Origin of the sequence: Rosistilla oblonga, assembly GCF_007751715.1 — a bacterium.
GTDB classification, from domain to species: domain Bacteria; phylum Planctomycetota; class Planctomycetia; order Pirellulales; family Pirellulaceae; genus Rosistilla; species Rosistilla oblonga.
Genome location: NZ_CP036292.1, coordinates 1230496 through 1253654, shown reverse-complemented (window position 1 = coordinate 1253654; position 23159 = coordinate 1230496). Strand labels below are relative to the sequence as shown.

The 23159-nt window shown below is 58.3% G+C and carries 14 protein-coding genes and 1 tRNA gene; 11 read left to right on the top strand and 4 right to left on the bottom strand.

Annotated elements, in window-relative coordinates; genetic code table 11:
* Positions 1-34: 34 nt before the first annotated feature.
* The 3 genes from fliE (at position 35) to CA51_RS04435 (ending at position 5991) form a co-directional block, all read left to right on the top strand.
* On the top strand, positions 35-340 hold the full coding sequence (gene fliE, locus CA51_RS04445; protein WP_145118158.1) for a flagellar hook-basal body complex protein FliE: 306 nt from the start codon (positions 35-37) through the stop codon (positions 338-340).
* A 62-nt stretch (positions 341-402) separates the two neighbouring features.
* Positions 403-2064: a flagellar M-ring protein FliF C-terminal domain-containing protein gene (locus CA51_RS04440; protein WP_145118156.1), complete on the top strand. Its 1662-nt coding sequence runs from the start codon at positions 403-405 to the stop codon at positions 2062-2064.
* A gap of 174 nt (positions 2065-2238) precedes the next feature.
* On the top strand, positions 2239-5991 hold the full coding sequence (locus CA51_RS04435) for a DUF7133 domain-containing protein (protein ID WP_231746001.1): 3753 nt from the start codon (positions 2239-2241) through the stop codon (positions 5989-5991).
* Between the two features lie 453 nt (positions 5992-6444).
* On the opposite strand, the gene CA51_RS04430 is transcribed toward CA51_RS04435, so the two are convergent.
* Positions 6445-6528, bottom strand: a tRNA-Leu gene (locus CA51_RS04430).
* A gap of 104 nt (positions 6529-6632) precedes the next feature.
* Here CA51_RS04430 and bioA point away from each other — a divergent pair.
* On the top strand, positions 6633-8000 hold the full coding sequence (gene bioA, locus CA51_RS04425) for an adenosylmethionine--8-amino-7-oxononanoate transaminase (RefSeq protein ID WP_145118152.1): 1368 nt from the start codon (positions 6633-6635) through the stop codon (positions 7998-8000).
* On the top strand, positions 8001-8555 hold the full coding sequence (locus CA51_RS04420) for a sigma-70 family RNA polymerase sigma factor (protein ID WP_145118150.1): 555 nt from the start codon (positions 8001-8003) through the stop codon (positions 8553-8555).
* 149 nt (positions 8556-8704) lie between these two features.
* On the opposite strand, the gene CA51_RS04415 is transcribed toward CA51_RS04420, so the two are convergent.
* A complete protein-coding gene (locus tag CA51_RS04415; RefSeq protein WP_145118148.1) occupies positions 8705-8950 on the bottom strand; it encodes a hypothetical protein in 246 nt (81 codons plus the stop codon).
* Between the two features lie 695 nt (positions 8951-9645).
* On the opposite strand from CA51_RS04415, the gene CA51_RS04405 reads away from it, so the two are divergent.
* Positions 9646-11043, top strand: coding sequence for a c-type cytochrome (locus CA51_RS04405; protein ID WP_231746000.1), 1398 nt, complete (start codon positions 9646-9648; stop codon positions 11041-11043).
* Positions 11044-11289: 246 nt separating this feature from the next.
* Positions 11290-12555, top strand: a complete 1266-nt coding sequence (locus CA51_RS04400) for a carbohydrate porin (RefSeq protein ID WP_145118146.1) — start codon at positions 11290-11292, stop codon at positions 12553-12555.
* A gap of 172 nt (positions 12556-12727) precedes the next feature.
* Here the strand turns inward: CA51_RS04400 and CA51_RS04395 are convergent, their stop codons facing one another.
* Positions 12728-13708 carry a hypothetical protein gene (locus CA51_RS04395; RefSeq protein ID WP_145118144.1) on the bottom strand — a complete coding sequence of 327 codons (981 nt, stop codon included), beginning with the start codon at positions 13706-13708 and terminating at the stop codon, positions 12728-12730.
* Positions 13709-13799: 91 nt separating this feature from the next.
* Positions 13800-14858 (bottom strand): hypothetical protein, encoded by a 1059-nt coding sequence (locus tag CA51_RS04390; protein WP_145118142.1) that lies wholly within the window; start codon positions 14856-14858, stop codon positions 13800-13802.
* A gap of 472 nt (positions 14859-15330) precedes the next feature.
* Here CA51_RS04390 and thiC point away from each other — a divergent pair, with 472 nt between their 5' ends.
* The 4 genes from thiC to CA51_RS04370 all read left to right on the top strand — a co-directional run bounded on the left by thiC (position 15331) and on the right by CA51_RS04370 (position 23140).
* Positions 15331-16662, top strand: coding sequence for a phosphomethylpyrimidine synthase ThiC (gene thiC, locus CA51_RS04385; RefSeq protein ID WP_145118140.1), 1332 nt, complete (start codon positions 15331-15333; stop codon positions 16660-16662).
* A 209-nt stretch (positions 16663-16871) separates the two neighbouring features.
* Entirely contained in the window at positions 16872-18200 is a 1329-nt protein-coding gene (locus CA51_RS04380; protein ID WP_145118138.1) for an MFS transporter, read from the top strand.
* 216 nt (positions 18201-18416) lie between these two features.
* Positions 18417-19913 carry an efflux RND transporter periplasmic adaptor subunit gene (locus CA51_RS04375; protein WP_145118136.1) on the top strand — a complete coding sequence of 499 codons (1497 nt, stop codon included), beginning with the start codon at positions 18417-18419 and terminating at the stop codon, positions 19911-19913.
* Positions 19914-20029: 116 nt separating this feature from the next.
* Positions 20030-23140, top strand: a complete 3111-nt coding sequence (locus CA51_RS04370) for an efflux RND transporter permease subunit (protein WP_145118134.1) — start codon at positions 20030-20032, stop codon at positions 23138-23140.
* Positions 23141-23159 lie beyond the last annotated feature (19 nt).

The window sequence follows — 23159 nt, the reverse complement described above, 5'->3', positions numbered from 1 at the left end:
GATAGCGGCAGTTTTTTGAAACTCGACCGAACCAATGAACCCTGTCTCTCTGCGAATTCCGCCAGCCCAGATGCCGCTCGCGCCGCCGGTTCCCGGCACGCAGCCAGTGGAACCGGGCTACAAGCAGTTCACAGACCTGTTGGTCGACGGTTTCCAAGAGGTAAACGCAGCTCAGAATTCAGCCAATGCCTCCGTCCACGACATGCTGACGGGCAAAGATGTCGACCGCATCGAAGTCCTCACCTCGGTGCAAAAAGCGGACATGTCGTTCCGGTTGATGCAACAGATCCGCAACAAACTGGTCGAAGCGTATCGAGAAATCAATCAAATGCAAATCTAACATCGCCGTAGCCGTCGCTCGCAACGCTGCCACACAACGAATTCACCCATCTCCACCGCACCATGAACACCTTCGGCACCTTCTGGAATCAGATCCGCGAAAACTTCTCCGCCATGCCCATCCAATCGCGGATGATCGCAGGGATGTTGATCGCCGTGATCGTGATCGGCGTGGGGTTGTTGTTGCAATCCGGTGGTTCCGAATCGACGCAGTATCTGTTTGGTGGCCGGTTGCTAAACGACGAAGATATTCGCAAAGCGGAGATCGCGTTTGGCAACGCCGAGCTCCGAGATTACGAATTTGTCGGCAGCCGGATTCGCGTTCCCAGCGAGACCCGCGACGTCTACCTGCGCGCCCTCAGCGATGGCAACGCGATCCCTTTGGAAGAAGCCGCCGCGACGCAAGACGCGCTCTACAACTCGAGCCCCTTTGCGTCGAACAACCTGCTGGAAAAGCGGATCATGAAGGGGAAGGAGATCGACCTTTCCGGCCGGATCATGCAGTTCCCCGAAGTCCGTAAAGCGTCGGTCTTCTACGATTCCCAGCGTCAAGGTTTTGCGACTAAACCCAAACAATCCGCGTCGATCGTGATCGTTCCCCACGGCAACGAACCGCTGTCGCCGTACACCAAAAAAGAGATCGCCGATCTGGTCCGAGCCGCGTTTGCCGGGATGGAAGCATCCGACGTTACCGTCACCGACACCAATGCTCGGGCGGCGACAGAGGATCCTTGGATCGATGAAAACAATCCCCACTACCGCACCAAACGACATTACGAACGGGCCTGGGAAACCAAGATCCGCCATGCTCTGGCCGGTTACGGATCGCCTCGCGTCGTGGTCGACGTCGAACTCGATCCGACGATGGATTCCGAATCGACCGAACTGAAATACGATTCGAATCCGGCGACGCTTAGAGAGCAAAGCAGTTCGCGATTGGTCGAATCGACTCGTCCACAAACCGGCGGCACTCCCGGCGTCGCTTCGAATGCCTATGGCAACCAAGCAGCTCGCGTCGAAGAACTGGCCAATCGCAGCAAAGAAACCGAATCCAGCGAACAGACCGAAAAAGTTGTCGGCACGACTCACACGCAAACCAAGCTAGCCGGCTTGCGACCGATTCGCGCATCGGTCGTGATCAGTCTGCGAGGCAGCTATTACGACGAGCTATGGAAGAGCAGCTGGCTGACCGAAAACCCCGACAAAGGTCCGGAGGATGTTCCACCGCTCTCACCCGCCGATCGCGAGCGTCTGCGGTCGTCGACCAAAGAGGAGATCACCAGCGCTGTGACGACGATCATTCCTCGCTTGCGAGCCGGCGACGATCGATCGCCTCTGGTCACCGTGATCGATTACCCCGATCTCCCCAGCCCCGATAATCTGACTCCCGAAACAACCAGCCGCGCGACAGCATGGCTCGCCTCCTCCTGGCAATCGATCGCCCTGGTCGTCCTGGCGTTGGTCGCATTGCTGGTCGCTCGCAGCGCACTCAAAGCACCGCCGACCGCTCCAGTCGCCGACTTTGCAGACGGCTTCGGCTTGGAAATCCCTCAGCTGCCAGTCGATGAATTGGCGCTGCAGGAGGAACAAGCAAACAGCGTCGGTGCCGCGCCGACCCTGGAAGTCACCGGATCGAATCTCCGCGACGAACTCAATTCGATCGTCGAGAGCAACCCTGACGCGGCTGCAAACGTACTCCGCAGCTGGCTCAGCGACGTCGCCTAAATTCGCTGAACCACCCCAACGCTCGTCGCACAATTCGCTCTTGCCTTGCCCCCCTGAATTTCGGTAACGTCGAGCGATTAAACACTCAAGAATCTCGAAGGACCTGAGAAAGAAGAGCCAGCCATGCACGGCAATCGAAGCATCCGCAACCGCCTTTGCGTTCTTTTTAGCTCGTTGATCCTGCTTTCCGGAGGCGGTCTTTCCGCGCAGGAAGCTCAATGGATCTGGGCCCCGGGATTCCAAAAGGATAGTATTCCCGAGGGTCGCGAATGCTATTTCCGCAAGAGCTTTAACGTTCGAGCCCAGGTCACTGGCCGAGTCACGATCGCGGCCGACGACCAGTACGAACTGTTCGTCAACGGACGTCGCGTCGGTGCCGGCAGCAGTGCCCGCAAGCTGGACGAATTCAACATCACTCGCTTCTTGGCGATCGGCCGCAACGTCGTCGCGGTCAAAGTCGTCAACCAACGCGGATCGACAGCCGCCTTGGCTGCTCGCGTTCAGATCCAAGCGGTCACCGGCGGCCAATGGTTCTCGTTCTCCAGCGACGAATCGTGGGTCGTTGCCAACGCGGCTCAACCGATGTGGCAAACGGCACTCTACAACGACCGCCGCTGGCTCAAAGCACAATCGTTTGGCCAACTGGGCAGCACGATCCCCTGGGATCGCCAAGCCGACGTGGTGGCTGAACAATCGCATCAAAACAGCGAACGCTTCATGATCCAACCGGGCTTCACCGTCCAACGCGTCTTCGACGACGAAGAGGTTGGATCGGTGATCGCGATGGCATTTAATGAGTTTGGTCACATCATCGCGTCGCAGGAAAACGGACCGCTGTTGCTGATCTTCGATCGCGATGGCGATTCGATTCCCGAAGAGGTCCGCACCTACTGCGATAAGGTGCAGAGCTGTCAGGGCATCCTGGCTCTCAACGGCGAAGTTTTTGTGACAGGTTATGGTCCCGACGGTGCCGGCATGTACCGTTTGAGCGACCGCGATCGCAACGGCACGTTAGAACAGGTACGTCTGATCGTTAAGTTCAAAGGCAATCCCGGCGAACACGGCGGCCATGGCTTGACCTTGGGCCCCGACGGAATGATCTATTGCGTCGTCGGAAACCATGTCCACATCGATGCCGACGAGGGACCGGGGACGACGCTGAAGAGCAGTTACGAAGGCGACCTAGTTCCCAAATACGAAGATCCCGGCGGACATGCGATGGGTGTGAAAGCTCCCGGCGGAATCGTCTTCCGGACCGATATCGAAGGCCGCAGCGTGCAGCGAGTCGCTGGTGGTTTACGCAACGCCTACGACTTGGCCTTCCATCCCGACGGCGGCCTGTTTGTTCACGACAGCGATATGGAATCGGACGTCGGTGCAACGTGGTACCGCCCGACACTGCTGTTCGAAGCTGCCGAAGGAGCCGAGTTCGGCTGGCGTAGCGGATGGTCGAAGTGGCCTGAATATTACCTCGATCGCGTTCCTAGCGTGCTCGAGACCGGTCGCGGTTCACCCACCGGTGCAACGATCTACGAACACTTTGCCTTCCCAGCAAAATACCAGAACTCGCTGTTCCTGGCCGATTGGTCCGAGGGACGCATTCTGGCTGTCGATCTCAAGAAACAAGGCGCAGGATACACCGCCGATAGCGAGGTCTTCCTGCAAGGCCAGCCCTTGAACGTGACCGACCTCGCCGTCGGCCCGCAGGGCGCACTCTACTTCGCCACTGGTGGGCGAGGTACCGCCGGCGGAATCTATCGCGTTCTGTGGGACGGCGAGATTCCCGAACGGGTTAAGAACCTGGGCAACGGCGTCGCCGCGGCGATCCGCCAACCGCAACTCGATTCCGCTTACGCCCGGCAAAAGATCGCTGGCGTTCAAAAAGAGCTCGGCGACGAGTGGGGTGAATTGGTCGCCGGTGTCGCCTTCAGCGACGACAACCCGCCGCACTACCGCACCCGTGCGATGAACTTGATGCAATTGTTTGGCCCGCTGCCGAGCGAGGAACTGATCCTCGAATTGAGCAAAGCGAAAAGCGAAGCGGTCCGGATCAAAGCTGCTGAAATGATGGGACTCAACCCCGGCGAACAAACCACGCGGCGGCTGACCGAAATGCTTGCCGACACCGACCCCAGCGTCTGTCGCGCCGCCTGCGAAGCGCTGTTGCGATCGGGGGAAAACCCGCCTGCGGAACAACTTATACCACTGCTAGCCGATCACGATCGTCAACTGGCGTTCGCCGCCCGGCGGTTGCTGGAACAGATCCCAATGGATCAATGGCAAGAGATGGTGCTGCAATCCGATGAACCGCGCGTCGCCATCGTCGGCGGATTGGCGCTGGTCACGCGGACCACCGATAAAGCGGTTGCTCGAGCCGTGTTGGCGAAGATGTCAAATTTGATGGAGGACTTCCTCAGCGATGGCGACTTCATCGACCTGCTGCGAGTGACCGAAGTCGCGCTGCATCGCGGCAAGGTTCGGCCCGCCGACGTTCCCGAATTGCGAGAGCGAATCGCCGAGGAGTTCCCGACGGGCGAACCGCGTATGAATCGCGAGATCGTTCGCTTGTGTGCCTACCTGCAAGCGACCTCGATCGTCGAACGTGCGATGGAATATCTTCGCAGCGATGTCTCCGAAGAGGATCGCACGCACGTCGCGATGCATCTGCAATTCATCGAATACGACTGGACGCCCGAACAACGATTCGAATTGATCCGGTTCTACGAAGAAGCCGCGTTGGCCCAATCGGGCAGCAGTTACCCGCTGTACATGATGAATGTCACGCGCGACTTTGGAAAACATCTGACCGAACAAGAAGCTCGCGTGATCTTGGAAGAAGGGTCCAAATGGCCCAACGCCGCGTTGGCAGCGATCTACAAATTGCCGCGTCCGATCGATACCGATACCGCTGCGATGCTTCGCGACCTGGACCTTTCGATCAGCAACGATCAACATACCAGCGATGTCTATCGCCGCTTGCGGACCGGTATCGTTGCGATGCTGGCGATGGCTGGCGACGAGGATTCTCAAGCACACCTGCGGAAGATCTGGCGGGAAGAACCCGAACGCCGGACTCCCGTCGCGATGGGGCTCGCTCTCTATCCCGATGGCGAAAACTGGGACTACCTAGTCCGTTCGCTGAACATCCTCGAACCGGCTGCTGCGGTCGACGTACTGTCGCAATTGAGCTCTGTCGAAATTGCCACCGACGACCCCGAAGCGTTACGGCAAGTCATCCTGTTAGGATTGCGTGCGATCGAAAACGGCGCATCGCCAAAACAATCGCTGACGCTGTTGGAACATTGGACTGGCTTCCAACCAACGCCTAATGCCAAAGAACCGATGCGTCCTTGGCAGGACTGGTACGCTCGCAGCTACCCCAACAAATCGGCAGCCGAATTGCCGGGTGAAGACGAATCGAAATGGGACATGGAGCAATTGCTCGATTACCTGCGAACCGATGAGGGACGCGTTGGCGATCCAAGCAAGGGACGCCAATTGTTCACCGCGGCACAGTGCATCAGTTGCCATCGATTTGGCAATCAGGGAGAGAGCGTCGGTCCCGACCTAACGCAAGTCTCCCGCCGCTTCACCAAACAAGAAGTGGTCGAATCGATCCTGTATCCCTCGCATGTGATCAGCGACCAATACCAATCGAAGCGTGTGATGACGCTCGACGGTAAGGTTTACAGCGGCTTGATGTCGGCCAGCGATGGCGATCATGTGACGATTCGCGACATCAAAAACCAAGTCGTCGTGATCCCGAAACAAGACATCGATCAGATCCAACCAAGCACCACCAGCACGATGCCTGCTGGTCTGTTGGATACGTTGTCGCTGTCAGAGATCAGCGATCTGTTGAGCTATCTGGGCGTCCTGCCAGCGACGCAAGTTGCCGAGTCGACAGGCTCGACGCAACAGCGTTAAGAGCGTCCGCTCAGCGAACGTCGCCGCAGCGATGCGGCGACATCGAGAGAGAGCCAACGAACCGGTTGGCAGATGAGCCACAGACGAGAAAAGAGCGTCGCGGCTAGTCCGCCCGCCCTGGCCAAGTGGTTAACTGATAAAGCGGCCAAGGCGAGCGAGCTAGCAGTGCGAACTGCGCCAAAGCATTGGCGAAACTCGTCAGCTCAACCCTACCCAGTCGATGGGAAGTCTGCCAGTCAAACCGCGATTCCGGAATGGCTTTTGCGGTAAATACTACCGCAATCCACCCCCTCCCAGCCGCCGCGCCCCCACAACCAAGCCCTTCTGGCTACCGCAAAACGCACCACCAGGGCACCCCCCCAAGCATTCCCGGGTCTCACGACACCGGAACGTGCGGAAACGAAAAAACCCCGGTAGGAACCGGGGTTTGTGTGTTGTCGATCGCAATTTTAATAGCCGGAGCGGGACTCGAACCCGCACGCCCTTAACGGGCAAGGGATTTTAAGTCCCCAGCGTCTGCCATTCCGCCACCCGGCCAAGCCGCCTCTTTTTATCCGATTTGCGGGCTGCGTGCGACCCGTTGCCTGCAAACATCGGGCCTACGCTTCTGTATCGCCGCCGATTCTGGCAAACTAGCCGGCATGACTACAAAAACCACCTATTCCAATGCGGATATCGCCCACATCGATCGCACCGCCGTCTGGCACGGCTTTACCCAAATGGCTCACTATGAGCCGCTGGTGATCGAGCGAGGTGAGGGAAACTGGCTGTTCGATATCGAAGGTCGCCGCTTGCTGGACGGCGCCAGCAGTCTGTGGTGCAACTTGCACGGCCACAATCACCCCACGATCAACGCGGCGATCCGCGACCAATTGGGCAAGATCGCCCACGTCACTTCCCTGGGCATGATCGGCCGCACCGCCGTCGAACTCACCGGCCGATTGGTCGACGTCACTCCCGAAGGGCTGAACCACGTCTTCTATAGTTCCGACGGTTCGTCGTCGGTCGAAGCCGCCCTGAAGATGGCGTTTCAATATTGGCAGCAGCGAGAAAATCCGCAGCCACAAAAAACGAAATACGTCGCCATGGGGGCAGCTTACCACGGCGATACGACCGGCGGCGTCAGCCTCGGCGGCGTCGAACACTTTCATTCGCTGTTCGGTCCGCTGTTGTTCGACGTCTTGCGCGGCCCCTGTCCGGACACCTATCGGTTGCCCGAAAACGTGACGCCCGAAACGGCTTGCGATCACTATTTTGAAACCTTTCGCGAGCTCGTGACCGGGCAGCATCAACAGATCGCCGCCGTCGTGATGGAACCGCTGGTCCAAGGCGCCGCCGGAATGATCATGCATCCCGAGGGGTTCCTCCGCCGCGTCCGCGACCTGACTCGCGAACTCGACATCCTGCTGATCTGCGACGAAGTAGCGACCGGGTTTGGCCGCACCGGAAAAATGTTCGCCTGCCAGCACGAACAGGTCTCGCCCGATCTGATGTGTATCGCCAAAGGACTCACCGGCGGCTACCTGCCGATGGCTGCCACGCTGGCCAGCGACGCTGTCTGGAACGCATTCCTAGGCGACCTGGATCAGAACAAACAGTTCTTCCATGGACACACGTATTCCGGGAATCCGATGGCGGCTGCGGCAGGGTTGGCGTCGCTGGACGTCTTTGAAGAGGAGCAGGTACTGGAAAACCTGCCCGCCAAGATCGATCATTTGCAGCGTTGCCTGCAACCGCTGGCGTCCCATCGCCACGTCGGCAACATTCGCCAACGCGGATTGATGGTCGGAATCGAACTGGTCGAAGAAAAAGCTTCGAAGCAGCCGTTTCCAGCTGGGCAGACGCGCGGCGCCCGGGTCTGTCGGCACGCGTTGGATCGCGGAGTTTGGATTCGGCCGCTGGGAGATGTTATCGTATTGATGCCGCCGCTGAGCATTCAAGCCGATGAGATTGAAACGCTTGTCGAAGCGGTGCGATATGGAATCAGCCAAGAATTCCCAGGCGAATAGATGAACGAATCCGAAGACGTCGATCGATTGCAGCAGTACGCGCCCTATCTGACAGCGTTGGCGCGAGCTCAGCTGAGTCCCCGTTACCGGGCCAAGGTTGGCGTTTCGGACATCGTGCAGCAATCGATGATCCAAGCCTACCAAGCGATCGACGACTTTCGCGGCACTACCGATGTCGAACTGCGAGCCTGGTTGCGGCAGATCCTTGCCCGCAACCTAATCCACGTCGATCGCGATCTGCATCGCGACAAGCGGAACATCGACCGCGAGCGTTCGCTGGAAGATCGGCTCGGCCAATCGTCGCTCTGCCTGGAAAAGCTGCTAGCGGGCAGCGATCCCACACCAAGTCAAAACATCGCCACCAACGAACGCGTGGTGCAACTGGCCGCCGCTCTGGAAACGCTCCCCGAAACACAGCGTGAAGCGGTTCGCATGCACTACTTGGAAGGAAAGAAACTTTCAGAAGTCGCCGGCCTCTTGGATCGTTCCACCGGCGCCGTCGCCGGCCTCCTACACCGCGGACTCAAAGCTCTCCGCGAAGCAATGCGAGAATAACGAAACTGCAAAACAGGATGTCCGAGCGGTAACAGAATTAACAAATTGCCCACGCGAGAAGTTTCTACGGACGTTGGACGATCAAAGCTGCATCCATAGAAACGGCTGGTTGCGACGCAACTTCGCGGCGTTCCTCGGGCTATGCGACATCAATTGAGAACCGCCAAAGATTCAACATCCAGCGTGACCGACGTCACATCGACTGACAAACTTCGGAGCGCATCGACAGCTTCGCGAATCGCCTGTTCGAGCGAATCAGCCCGACGATCGAACGCGATCGCTAACTTGCCATCTTCCACCAACGCAGTTGCATCGTCGCACACGGAATAGATCGAATCGACGATCGATGGATCTGAATTACGATTCGTTTGAACGGTGAATGCATATACCTGCATCAACTCAAGCTCCAATAGGGTTCGGGCATCGATCAACCTTGCGTCGAATTCGACGAGCGTGGTCTTCGGGATTGCGGGGAGTGCTATGGATAAAGATCAGTCAATCGCTGTGCCCATGGCGACAATAAATCGTTCCAAAAATGTGCGCCCGACCGCCAGCTTTCTCAAATCGCCACCCATGTAATTTCCCGTATTCGAGTGCTTCGCGGATGTGCTTGTTCGGGTGCGCCATGTCACGTCCAACAACGTACTCATTGTATCAGTTGTCTACGAGAACATGCGTCTCGCAGCCTGCAAGAGGATCGAAATGCTTCGAGACGCGTGGCGTTATAGACGTGGTTTCCCCAGTGCTCCCGTTAGCAATGACACGATTCCGCCAAGTCAGCCCGCCGATTACAACGCGGGCGTCGCGGGCAGATACCGCTCACAGTCAGTCGGGCCCAGCAAAACAATTGCGAACAAGGCGGAGGCAATCAATGCAGGGACGGCAAAGCCAATAGTATCGCTTTGCTCATGAAATCAGCCGAGACCGGCGGGAAGCAACCTGTGGCGGATGGTTTGCTATCTCGCGTGCCGACGAATCGCGATGGCTATTTGATTTCACGCCTCCGCCGATCGCGTATAATCGACAGGCACACGACGCTCATCATCGCGTGCCGTCAGCTTCACCGCTTGAACTTCCTCCAAGGTCAGCAATGCAAGTCAAACTGTTTTTCATCTTGATTGTCGCCGTCTCGATGACAGCTGCGCGTGCCGACGATCCAACGACTCGCGCCGCCGCAGCTGCGCCGAACGATGCAACTTTGGAAATCGCCGCGGCGGAGCGTGGGTACCGATTCCTGACGGAAAAAGTTTACCTGTCTCCCGATTTCCATCAGTCCGATTTCGATGCGATTTGGGAGGTCTGGCCTAAAGAGCTGCGAGCCCAAGCTGCCGACGCGACTGTCGAGCAACGGCGGCAGATGGCGTTTGAACGCTATGGGCTGACCAAGCGTCCCAACGACGATAGCGGTCGACCGCTGCAATACGTCGTCGACGATGCGGGCAACTGGACGATGAATTGCTTCTCGTGTCACGGCGGAACGGTTTATGGCCAGGTTCACCCAGGAGCCCCCAATAACGCGTTTGGCTTACAGACGCTCAGCGAAGAGATGCGGAAGGTGAAGTTTCGCAGCGGCAAACGACTGACGCGGATGGAGCTGGGATCGGCGGTGCTGCCGCTGGGGACCACGCACGGGACCAGCAACGCCGTCATCTTTGGCGTCGCCCTGATGAACTACCGCGATAAAGATTTGAACCTCGTGATGGATCGCCAACCGCCGCCGATGTTGCACCACGATCTCGACGCTCCGCCGTGGTGGAATCTTCACAAGAAGGAGTTCATCTATATCGATGGCTTTGCGCGGCTGAGTCATCGTGGGCTGATGCAGTTCATGCTGAGCCGAGGGAATGGGCCGGAGCGGTTCAGGGAATGGGAATCGGATTTCAAGGATGTACTCACCTACCTGCAAAGCATGCGTCCGCCGAAGTACCAAGGCCCGATCGACGCAGCGTTGGCAGAGCAGGGGAGAGTGGTCTTTAATCAAACCTGCGCCGACTGCCACGGAACGTACGGCGACGGGGGCGAATACCCGAACCGCCGGATTGCCCTGAAGGACATTGGCACCGATCCGATTCGGCTGCTCGCCTTGCCAACGATAGCCAAAGAAAAGTACGTCGAGAGCTGGTTCAGCGATTACGGCAGCGATGGTTCGCACGCGGAATCCAACGGCTACGTCGCGCCGCCGCTTGACGGCATCTGGGCGAGTGCTCCCTACCTGCACAACGGAAGCGTTCCGACGCTGTGGCATCTGCTGCATCCCGAGCAACGGCCCAAGATCTGGCGGCGAACGGCAACAGAGATCGACGCACAGCGCGTCGGTTTGCAGATCGAACAGGTCGATCGAGTCCCGCTGACGCAGACCGACTGGGCGATCCGCCGGACCTATTTTGATACGCAGCAGGTGGGTAAAAGTGCCGCAGGCCACGACTACCCCAGCAAGCTTTCCGAAACCGAGCGGACGGCGGTGTTGGAATATCTTAAGACGCTGTAGTCGGGAGTTTTCGATTCCACGGTCGCCGCCACGCCCCCCCTAAGACCAGAACATCACAACACCGTTCAGGCTGCGCCGCCTGTGTCGATTGTATCGGTGCTGCCCCCGCGACTAAGGGTTGCCCCGCCGGAACTCTATGGAGAGATAGCATACCGGCACCGATAGGATTTCTAATGGGAACCCAAGGGGCTGCCTCCAACAGCGAGGCAATGTGGTTCCAGCACACGAGTGGCGGAAGGGAATCTGATGAATCATTGTTTAACGCTTAGGATCACTTGGAAGGCATGTCTGGCATGTCTTCTTGTGACATCGACGGCCCAAGCTGGCGAATTGGCAGAAACCTATGAGGCGATGCAGGAGAACGGCTACAGCTTCACCGGCAATGTGACTCAATTTGGTTTCGGCGTGGTCGGCGGCGGCAACGACAGCCTGCCCGACTCGCTTCGCTACAGCGGTCACGGCGACTATCTGTTGAACGTCGACGCCAGCAAGTTTGGTCTGCAAGATGGGCTGTTTTTTCGGTTGCGCGCCGAGCATCGCTTTGGCGAACAACTCAATCCGGCTAACACCGGGTCGGTCATGCCGCCGACGATCGCCAGTCATCTGCCCGCGGAGACCGAGAACCTCTACATCACGAATCTCGTCGTGACCCAGGCGCTGTCGGAGAACTTTGCTCTCTTTATGGGTAAGTTCGATACGCTCGATGGCGATCGCAACGACTTCGCCCATGGCCGCGGCATCTCTCAATTTTCGAACCTCGCGTTGGTCACCAACCCAGCCGCGATCGTCGCCTCACCTTACTCCAGTCTGGGAGCCGGGTTTGCGATCTTGCACGATTACGAGCCACTGTTCGTGTTCACGATCATGAATCCAACCGACACGACGCGAACCAGCGGTTTTGATGAACTGTTTAACAATGGCGTACTGCTGACCGCGGGTCTTCGCGTGCCAACCAACTTCTTTGGAAAACTTGGCCACCAATCGTTCACCGCGCTCTATTCGACTCAGTACTTCAGCGAACTGGTCCCCGACCCACGTGCAAGCCTCTCTGGATCGGGGGAGGATGTCACGATCGATCTGACCAACAAGCAAGAGGGCACGTACGCCTTCCTATATAACTTCGACCAGTACCTTTACAGCGACCGCCAAGGACGCGGATTTGGTCTGTTCGGACGCGTCGGTGTTGGAGACCAATCGGTGAACCCACTGCGTCTGTTCTTGAGCGCTGGTATCGGCGGTCACAACATGCTCTCGCGCAGCCGCCGCAACGATTCCTTTGGCGCTGGCTATTACTACTTGGACGCGACCAAAGACGAAGCACTTCTAAAAGATATCAAGGACGAAACCGGGGCGCTCCGCGACGGCCAAGGACTCGAACTGTACTACAACTTCAACATCTGTTCGTTCATGGACCTGACGTTCGACTACCAACTGATCGGCTCGGCCTCCGACACTCCGACCTTCGAGGACCCGACATCGATCCTCGGTGCAAGGATGAACATTCGGCTGTAGAGTCGAACCAAAGAGCGCCGCTGCCGCAGCACTGCGGCAGCATCGCCAACGCCAACGCCAATAATGCGTCCACGCGAGGCCCAGCAAATTGCTTGGCCTCGCGTGTTGCGTTTTCATTGTGCACCGCGGTGTAACGTGTTGCAGACGCCAAGCAACTATAGTGACCGTATCGCTATCGATCCACCAAACGGATCGCACCGTTGAGCTCAGGATCGACAAACGATTGGAGTTTTTTCTCGTCGGAGAGGAAGTCGACCGAAAAAGGTTGGTCGGGAAGCGGCTGGTTCAGCGAAAACCAGTGGCAATCGATCGTGGTCGGCGCATAGCTTGGCTCCACCTCACCGGTCAAATTACCTGGGCCAGGCGTTGGATAAATGCGATTTTCGACAAGGACCGTTCTGGGAACGTCGTGTTCGTCGATCCGTTGCCACTGAAACCGAGCCCGCGCCTGAATCGATGGATACAACTTGTCACGCCAGAAGGCATGGTAAATCCGCTGGAACGAACGAACCGTTGTCGTTTCGGCATCAAAACGCCACTGCAATTCAGTGAATGGTTTGTCCGAATAGGGAGTAACTTCGGGCGTTGCCAATTGCACCTCAACCTGATCCCCCTTGGCGATCACGTCTGCCGAATTCGCCGAGGCGAGCAACTTTAGCAAGATTTCATTCTCCGAGACCGATCCGCCGATCCCCAACTTGCGAAAGTCAACATTGCCTTCTCCGGGGAACGAGGACGATTGATCCGATTTCCGCATCCTCCTGCTCACTTTGCCACCGTCCAACTCGTACCGCTGCCCATTCACATACAAGATCGCCAGGTATTGCGTCGTCAGCGGCACGTCGGCTGCCGGGTCCTTCGCCTCATAGGCCCGCTTTAAGTTCTGACTTTTTCTCGCAATCCACAAATAACGATTCCCCTCCGCATCAAACATCACTCGCTCGACAGACCTCTCTTCTAACAAGCGACCATCGGGAAACAGCATCATTGTCTCGCGCCGCGCTGCGGCGTCATATCTCGTGATGGCTTCCGCTCGATCGTTGATGCTTTCGATATAACTTCGCGCATCAGCTATTTGTTGCAGGTCGGCCTGTCCCCAGCCGATCGTCGCTGGCAATACCAGCCAACACAAGATCCGTGGCACAAAAACCATCAGTCCTCCTGCAGTTCGCTTCCCACTTCTGAACATCGACATCGGCACGGCTCTCAAACGAAAAGGACGGATGCAAATCGCCGGCGCATTATCAGCGAGGAAAACCGACGCGAGTTTTTACGTAATGGACCTTCCCGTCGGTTTTGATCTGCCACTGGACGGAGTCGGCTTCCCCGACAAATCGCTCTGGCACAAAGGCTTCCACACGGTAAACGCCAGCCCCCAGTGGATGTGTCGTCACGTCCATTGGATGTTCGCCGAGATGCGCAGCGACGACCGCGGGAGCCTGGGTGGCTGTTTTCGTTTCGGCAAACCGAGCGGCCGATTCTTCGGTCGGGTACAAGCGAACGAAAGCCGTCACGGCATACGACTTTTCGTCCGAAGCCAGCCTGGCGAACAGCAATCCGGGGCGGACCGTCACCGGGACGCGATACCTGACCAGACAGGTGATCATATCTTTGCGTTTCGAGACCGGATCCTCGATCGTTAGAGTGCCCGCCAGTTCCGCCTGATTGGGATCTTCGCGATCGACTTCGAATTGCAACCAATCGCGATCCTGCCAATGGACTATCGCCCCGCGGGCGTTACGAAAATCACCGGTCCCCGTAACTTGGACCTTTGCCGCATCGATCGGTTTGGTAATCGTGACAGGGATCCGTTCCACGAATTGTTTGTCGGAACTGTCGCGCGAGAACTGAGCGGTCTTCGCATGGAACCGCAGCAGTTCGCTAACCTGGAAACGCAATCGCACCGTATCGCGAGCCGATCGCTTGCCATCACGAGCCAAGTAGATTGCGATGCTTTGATCGACTTCATGGCTGTAGTTGGAAATCGTCAAGCCAGCGCGAATCGTGAGTTCGCCCCCTACAGGAATCGAATCCCCCGTCGCCTCCGCCTTATTCAAACTGCCGTCCAGCTTCAACCGGTCAAACTGAACCACGTCGGACAATCGATTGACGACGCGGACCTCGACATCGACCTTCTTTCCCGCGGGCAACCAGCCCAGATCGGCTTCGGCCGTCGAATAGCCGCCGATGCCCGGAAGCAAGTCGGCATCGACTCGGATGGGATCGTTCCCGCAGGCGACTCCCACGAGAGATATCAGCCCGAGTAGAAAACCACTGCAACCCAAACGCCGAACGGAGACCATTGCACCCTCCCGAGACTAATGCGGGGCGACGACCGCCCCAACAAGAGGCACCATATCATCCAGATTCCGCCGATGTCAAAGAGAAACGGCGCCGGACCAGCAAATAATGTCGGTTCACGGCAACGTCAAATCGCCAGCTTTGCCGAGCAGCCGGAGGCGTCGGTTGAGTGCGATAGATACGAACAATAGCGGGAGCCTGGCACTCTGCGGCCGTGGACCGCTCGTAAGGCGACCATTCAGTCGAGTTTGATGGCTGCCGCACAGCAAGCTTTGCTCGGCGATGCGGTTGACGGAACAGCGGCCCTCCCGATGGTGGTCTCTCGACGAAAATCGCCCGCTGGGATACAACATAACGTCGAGCATTCTGAGCTTGCTTGTATGGCGTTGACCCCAAAACTGAAAACGCTCACTTCCAACCTTGACACCCTTGCTCGCACTTCGAACCAAGGTCCTGTACTGGAGATATAGACGGATGAAAGAAACGCAAATTTTGGCGGCGCGCGCGGGCGAGACCACTCCCGAGATGGAGTTCGTTGCGAAGCGTGAAGATTTGGCTGTCGATCTGGTACGCGACGAAGTGGCTGCCGGACGGATGGTGATCCCGGCCAACAAGGTGCACGTCGCCGGACGGCTGGAACCGATGGCGATCGGGATCGCATCGAAGTGCAAGATCAACGCCAACATCGGCAACAGCGCGGTCACCAGCAACGAAGGCGAAGAGCTGGAGAAGCTGCACTACGCGGTGCATCATGGCGCCGACACGGTGATGGATCTGTCGACTGGCAAGAACATCGATCAAATCCGCAAATCGATCATCGACGCCTCGCCAGTTCCGATCGGTACCGTGCCGATCTACCAGATGCTGGAAGAACTCGGTGGCAACATCGAAGACATGCGTGCCCAGCACTTCTTGGACATGGTCGAACATCAAGCCAAGCAGGGCGTCGATTACATGACGATCCACTGTGGCGTGTTGTTGGAGCATCTGCACCTGACAGTCAATCGCGTGACAGGCATCGTCAGCCGCGGCGGTTCGCTGATTGCCAAGTGGATGATGGTTCACAACAAACAAAATCCGCTGTACGAAGCGTTTGACGATCTGTGCGACATCATGCGTCAATACGATGTGACGTGGTCGTTGGGCGACGGCCTGCGTCCCGGATCGATCGCCGACGCGTCGGACGCGGCTCAATTCGCCGAACTGGAAGTCTTGGGCGAATTGACCAAGCGAGGCCAAGATCGCGGCACCCAAGTCATGGTCGAAGGCCCCGGCCACATCCCGATGCACGAGATCGAGATGAACATGAAGAAGCAAGCCGAACTGTGCAACGGCGCTCCGTTCTACGTGCTTGGCCCATTGGTCACCGACATCGCGCCGGGATACGACCACATCACCAGCGCGATCGGCGCGGCGCTGGCTGGCTGGCACGGCGCTGCGATGCTGTGCTACGTGACTCCCAAGGAGCACCTTGGCCTGCCAAACAAAGAAGACGTTAAGCAAGGCTGCGTGGCGTACAAGATCGCCGCTCACAGCGCCGACTTGGCTCGCGGCCGCAAGGGCGTGCAAGATCGCGACGATGCGTTGAGCCGAGCCCGGTTCGCGTTTGATTGGAAGGAACAGTTCCGTTTGTCGTTGGACCCCGAAACCGCGCAGCGTTACCACGACGAAACGCTGCCGCAGGATACGTTCAAGAGCGCTCACTTCTGCAGCATGTGCGGACCAAAGTACTGCTCGATGAAGATCACCGAAGAGATCCGCGAGATGGCCAAAGGAAAGCAGTTGGTCGAACTGCCAACCAAATAACGCTTCCGGAATAACGCCGCTGACCTGGCGGGGAATGCCATCGGCTTCCCTGCCAAGCACGGAAACCTTGCCGCAGATGCTAATTTAATCGGGGTAAGGCGTTGATTTCGCGCATCGCTTTGGGTTAAAGAGGTTCCTTTGAGAAGGAATGGGATATCGCGGCAACATCCCAGCACTCCTTTTGCCTCTCAAACCGCAAGGCGATTCCGTTGAAGAGCAATCTGGTAAAACGCGGCTTCTTGAGCCTGCTGGCGGCCCAATTTTTAGGTGCCATGAACGACAACGTCTTGAAGATGTTGTTGACGTTTATGGTCATCGACGGCGCCTGGGCGGGAATGCTGGGAGACGGCGGCCAGGGAATCGTCGGTATCTGCTTTACGATTCCCTTCATTCTTCTGTCGGGATATGGCGGCCAAATCGCCGATCGCTATTCGAAGCGTGAAGTCACGCTGTGGGTCAAGATCGCCGAGGTCCCGATCGCGCTGATCGCGATGGTCGGCTTCTATCTGGGCAACCTTTGGATCACTCTGCTGGCGTTGGTCGCGCTGACCTGCCAGAGCTCATTTTTTGGGCCAGCCAAATATGGCATGATCCCCGAACTTGTCGACGACACCGACCTCAGCCGCGCCAACGGCACGATCAACATGATGACCAATGTCGCTGTGATCGTCGGCACGCTGCTGGGCGGCGTTGTGGCCGATCGCTACAGCCCACAAGATGCATCACTGACGCCGATCCAGTGGCTGCCCGGTGCTGCTCTGCTGGTGATCGCGATCTTGGGACTGATCTCCGCGGTCTTCATGCCGCGGTTGGAACCGGGCGATCGATCGATGAAGTTCGACTGGAACCCCTTCACCACGTACGTCAGTTCGATCCAAGAGATGGCTCAGTCGCGTTTCCTGATGGTGATGTTGGCCTGGGGCTACTTCTATCTGCTGGCCGGACTGGCGCTGTTGATCCTGCCCGAATATACGGTTGTGCTGGGGATCGATCGGACCGAAGCGAGCGTCCTGCTGGGCGTGATGGGAGTTGCGATCGGCGTCGGATGCGCCGTTGCCGGACTGATCTCCGGCCACCAGATCAATCCAAAACTGGTCCCGATCGGCGCCGCCGGTCTGGTCTTCTTCTTCCTCCTATTGGCCTTCGTGACGCCAACGCTTCCCGACATGGGGCCGATGGTCCGCGTCGCGCTCAGCAACACCGCTGGCTTTGTTTTTGGAGCCGGCTTCTTTGCTGGTTTCTACATCATCCCGCTGCAGTCCTTGTTGCAGAAACTCTCCCCCGACAATGAGCGTGGTCGATTCCTGGGAACCGCCAACGCCGTCTCGTTCACTTTCCTGACCGTCGCGTCGTTGATGTACTGGGCGATCCGGCCGCTGTTCGGCGACCAACCGCAGCGGATCTTTGCCGTCTGCGCAGCGATGATGGCCGCCGGCGGCGCCTTCTTCCTGTGGCGACTGCGAGGCACCGGAATCCTGATCGGCAGCAAGTCGACCGACGTCGAATCAACTTCGGCCGTGGCGGAATCCGCCGAATAGGCCGAAAGTCACAAATTGCTATCGCTCGCGGCGGCGAGGAAAGAATCTGTCCACGGGGGTGGAGAGTTTCTTTGCATTCCGAGTCGACGATTTCGCGAGCCGCGGCAACAGGAACGGCGATTCGCTGGTAAACCAGGCAATTTCGGACATTGGCACGGTTCGTGCTTTGTGTAGGGGAAAGACTCTCCCCACACCCTCTTCGAACGCCTGCCCGCCATGTCCGACCCTGCAACGCAACCGCCAACCGAGCCCAGCCGTTTCCAGCCCCTCGCCAAAGGGGGGCCGATCGTATTTGTGATCGCTTTGATGGGCTTGGGTTGGTTTGCAGTTCATCAGATCAACGCTGGCGGATCCGAATCCGATCAGCAAGAAGCGGCGACCGACGACGTTGTGGCTGCCGATACGCTGACGCTGCCCGAGGGGAAGTTGAAAGCTGCCGGGTTCGAAACGGTCCCCGCTCAATCGCGTTCGCTGCAGAACTATCACACGATCCCTGGCCGGATCGGATACGACGAAACCAAACATATCGAAGTCAAAGCGCCGCTGGATGCCATCGTCACCGAACTGCGGGTCACGCCAGGCCAGGCGGTGCAGGGCGGCCAGTTGCTGGCGATCTTGCGGAGCCCCGAGATCGGGCAAGCGCGAGCGGAGATTCTGAAGCGGCGGGCACAACACCAGATTGCTCAGCAAGTGCTGGAGCGCGAGACGACGGTCGCGAAAAATCTGCTGCGTCTGTCGTCGATGCTCGATCAAGATCGATCGGTCGACGCGATCGATGATTCGCTGGCCGATCTCGCGTTGGGCAGCTATCGCCAGGAGATCATGACCGCCTACGCAAATCTTCAATTGTCGGCGGAACTGCTCGACAACATCTCACCATTGGCCAATTCGGGAGCGGTCACCGGGCGTGCGATTCGCGAGCGACGCGCCGAGCGTCAGCTGGCCGAAGCCGCCTTTCGCACCGCTCGCGATCAAGCGACCTTTGCCGCGGAACAGGCGCGGCTGAACGCCGAAGCCGACTTGGCCGAAGCCGACCGCCAACTTAGCTTGGCCTACCAAGCTGTCGAGACGCTGTTGGGATACAAACAGGATCCACAATCGGTGGCGTTGGATAACGAATCGTCGCTATCGCGATTGGAAGTCCGAGCTCCGTTTGCCGGAACGATCGAATCCCGCAGCTTTGCGAACAACGAACGCGTCTCGCGAGGCGACTCGCTGGTCGTCCTAGCGAACACCGATACGCTGTACGTTTCAGCGAACATCCGCGAGAGCGATTGGTCGGCGGTTGGCATCCAACCGGGAACCATCGTTTCGGTAACCGTCCCCGCACTCGACGACCGCCGCTTCGAAGCTCGCATTCACTATGTCGGCCGCCAAGTCCAAACCGACACCAACTCAGTCCCTCTGATCGCCACGATCGACAACCGCGAGGGCCTGCTGCGGCCGGGCATGTTCGTTCGCGTCACCGTGCCGATCGGCGAAGCTCGCCAAACGCTGTCGGTGAAACCCGAATCGGTCGTTCAACACGAGAACCAAGAGTTTGTGTTTGTCGACATGAACGGAGGCACGTTCCAACGCGTCAACGTATCGACCGGGCGAGCCGCCGAGGACTGGGTCGAAGTTACCGAGGGCCTCTCCGATGGCCAGCTGATCGTGACTCACGGTGCCTTCCTGCTGAAGTCGGAATTGTTGCTGCAAGGCGAAGCCGACTGACGCCGCTCCGCCACGCCACAACAAATCCGACAACACCCACCAACGGCAAGGCTCCCCACCGCCCAAGCCGTTTCGCCGCCAGCGAGCTCTTCGCACAGCCCCTTTGACTCTCCATCATGCTCACTCGTTTAATCGAATTCTCGGTCGCCAACCGCGGTCTGGTCATCATCATGACGCTGTTGATGGCTGTCGGCGGCCTCTATTCCGCCTACAAATTGCCGATCGACGCGGTCCCCGACATGACCAACGTGCAGGTCCAAGTCGTGACCAATGCGGGATCGCTGTCGCCGGTGGAGGTGGAACGCTACGTCACCTACCCGGTTGAAAACACGATGGGTGGTCTGCCCGATGTCGAAGAGCTACGGAGCGTTTCAAAATTTGGGATCTCGGTCGTCACGATCGTCTTCGAAGAGGGAACCGACATCTACCGGGCGCGGCAATTGGTCGCCGAGCGTTTGCCCGACGCAACCGCTCGCATTCCTCCAGGTTACGGAACGCCAGGCGTCGGCCCGCTGACGACCGCGTTGGGAGAGATCCTGCAATTCGAGGTCCGCAGCGAGCGTCATACGCCGATGGAATTGCGGACGATTCTGGAATGGGACATCTCGCCCCGGCTGCGCGAAGTGTCCGGCGTGACCGAGATCAACACGCACGGCGGCTACTACAAGACCTACGAAGTCCAACCCGATCCGGACCGGATGACCAGCTATGGCATCCCGATGGATCTGTTGTTCCAACGACTGCAGAACAACAACAGCACCTCCGGCGGTGGTTACGTCGTTCACCATGGCGAACAGCGATTCATCCGCGGCGTCTCGCTGCTGGAATCGGCTGCCGATATCGAAGCGGTTGTCGTCCGCCGCGAAGCCGATGGGAATCCGATCCTGATCCGCGACATTGCGAAGGTCAGCATCGAACCGATGACGCGGCAAGGGGCGGTGACACGCGACGGCCGCGGCGAGATCGTGACCGGTTTGGTGATGATGCTGGTCGGCGAAAACTCCCGCGAAGTCGTGATGGCCGCCAAACAACGACTGCAAGAAATCGAGGCGACGCTTCCCGAAGGCGTTCGCTTAGAAGTCACCTACGACCGCGCGGCACTGATCGGCCGAACGCTGAAAACGGTCCTGACCAACCTGACCGAAGGGGGCATGTTGGTGATCATCGTCCTGTTGTTCATGCTGGGAAATCTGCGAGCGGGGATCATCGTCGCGCTGGCGATTCCGCTGTCGATGCTGTTCGCTACCAACGTGATGCTGTTCACCGGCGTGACAGCTAGCCTGATGAGCCTGGGGGCGATCGACTTCGGACTGATCGTCGACAGCAGCGTGATCATGGTCGAAAACTGTATCCGCAAACTCTCGCACGACAACGGCGATACTAAACACGAACAGATCATCCGCGACGCGGCGGTCGAAGTTCGTAAGCCGACGATGTTTGGTGAATTGATTATCGCCGTCGTCTTCCTGCCGATCCTTCTGCTCGAAGGAACCGAAGGCAAGTTGTTCCGCCCGATGGCGATGACTGTCCTGTTTGCCTTGGGCGGTTCGATGATCCTGTCGCTGACATTTATGCCTGCGATGGCTTCGATCTTCCTGCCCAAGAAGATGAAAGAAGAAGATGTCTTTCTGGTCCGGATCGTCAAATGGTTCTACGAACCGATCGTGACGCGAGCGATCAAGCATCCGGTGGTTACGATCGCTACGGCATTGTTGCTGTTTGTCATCAGCTTGCCCGTCGGAGCGAATCTAGGCGCGGAGTTTATGCCGCGCTTGGAAGAGGGAGACTTGTTAGTCGAGGCGTTCCGTTTGCCCAGCGCGACGCTGGAAGGTTCGATCGAGATGTCGACGCAGATCGAAAACCTGCTGAAAGAGTACCCCGAAGTCAAAACAGTCTTCTCCAAGACCGGGCGTCCCGAAATCGCAAACGATGTGATGGGCGTTCACCAAACCGATGTCTGGGTCCTGTTAAAACCGATCCACGATTGGCCGACGCCCAAAACTCGCGACGAGTTGATCGAGGAGATGTCGACCGAATTAAACGCCAACGTCCCCGGCGTCGCTTTTGGATTCACCCAGCCGATCGAGATGCGAGTCGACGAATTGGTGGCGGGCGTCAAAGCGGACGTCGCGGTGCTGTTGTACGGTGACGACTTGGAAGTCCTGGGCACGAAAGGCAAAGAGATCGAAGCGGTATTGCGGACGATCCCCGGAGCTGTCGATGTGAAGGCCGACTATCAATCGAATCTATCGACGCTGAGCATCCGCACCAAAGCCGAAGCGTTGGCTCAATACGGAATCGACGCACAAACCGTGCTGGACGTCGTCTCTTCGTTGGGCGGGCATCAAGTCGGGCAGATCTTCGAGGGGAGGGCGAGGTATCCGATCATCGTTCGCGTGCCGCCGCAGTGGCGTGAAAACCTGTCGCTGCTGGAACAGGTCCCGATCGGCGACGCCAACGGCAACTCGGTCCCGCTAAAAGAACTGGCCGAGATTCGGCTGGAAGAAACACCGCCAGCGATCGAACACGAAGGAAATCGCCGCCGCACGTTTGTCTCGGCAAACGTCCGCGGGCGCGATGTCGCGTCGTTCGTCACCGAAGCGCAACGGCTGATCCCCGAGCGGGTTTCGATTCCGCCAGGCTACGAAATTCGCTGGGGCGGCGACTTTGAAAACTTGCAATCGGCCAGCCGCCGCCTGGCGTTCATCACTCCGATCGTGCTGGTCGTGATCATGCTGTTGCTGCACACCAGCCTTGGATCGCTGCGGTTGGCGGGACTGATCTTCCTAGCCGTTCCGATGGCGGCATCCGGCGGCGTGATCGCACTGTATCTGCGTGGGATGCCGTTCAGCATCTCCGCGGGCGTCGGCTTTATCGCTCTGTTTGGCGTCGCGGTTCTCAACGGACTGGTCTGGGTGAGCGCCGCCGAGAATCTCCGCAAATCGGGGATGCCGTTGGATGAGGTCAGTCACGAAACAGCGCTCGTTCGCTTGCGACCGATCCTGATGACCGCGTTGGTCGCCAGCCTCGGTTTCCTGCCGATGGCGTTATCGACAAGCGATGGCGCCGAGATGCAGCGTCCGTTGGCAACCGTCGTGATCGGCGGACTGATCACATCGACTCTGCTGACATCGCTGGTGATCCCCTGCATCTATCCTTGGTTCACCGACGATTCGGTAGATGGCTCCGAAGACGAAAACGCTCGCCTAGATGCTGCAGCACACTAACGTCGCCCTACCGGATAGC

Bases quoted from the DNA above. Each gene is read 5' to 3' on its own strand.
- CA51_RS04415 (WP_145118148.1), bottom strand. From the start codon at position 8,950: ATGCAGGTATATGCATTCACCGTTCAAACGAATCGTAATTCAGATCCA.
- CA51_RS04390 (WP_145118142.1), bottom strand. From the start codon at position 14,858: ATGGTCTCCGTTCGGCGTTTGGGTTGCAGTGGTTTTCTACTCGGGCTG.
- CA51_RS04400 (WP_145118146.1), top strand. From the start codon at position 11,290: ATGAATCATTGTTTAACGCTTAGGATCACTTGGAAGGCATGTCTGGCA.
- CA51_RS04370 (WP_145118134.1), top strand. From the start codon at position 20,030: ATGCTCACTCGTTTAATCGAATTCTCGGTCGCCAACCGCGGTCTGGTC.
- CA51_RS04395 (WP_145118144.1), bottom strand. From the start codon at position 13,708: ATGGTTTTTGTGCCACGGATCTTGTGTTGGCTGGTATTGCCAGCGACG.
- CA51_RS04440 (WP_145118156.1), top strand. From the start codon at position 403: ATGAACACCTTCGGCACCTTCTGGAATCAGATCCGCGAAAACTTCTCC.
- thiC (WP_145118140.1), top strand. From the start codon at position 15,331: ATGAAAGAAACGCAAATTTTGGCGGCGCGCGCGGGCGAGACCACTCCC.
- CA51_RS04405 (WP_231746000.1), top strand. From the start codon at position 9,646: ATGCAAGTCAAACTGTTTTTCATCTTGATTGTCGCCGTCTCGATGACA.
- fliE (WP_145118158.1), top strand. From the start codon at position 35: ATGAACCCTGTCTCTCTGCGAATTCCGCCAGCCCAGATGCCGCTCGCG.
- bioA (WP_145118152.1), top strand. From the start codon at position 6,633: ATGACTACAAAAACCACCTATTCCAATGCGGATATCGCCCACATCGAT.
- CA51_RS04420 (WP_145118150.1), top strand. From the start codon at position 8,001: ATGAACGAATCCGAAGACGTCGATCGATTGCAGCAGTACGCGCCCTAT.
- CA51_RS04375 (WP_145118136.1), top strand. From the start codon at position 18,417: ATGTCCGACCCTGCAACGCAACCGCCAACCGAGCCCAGCCGTTTCCAG.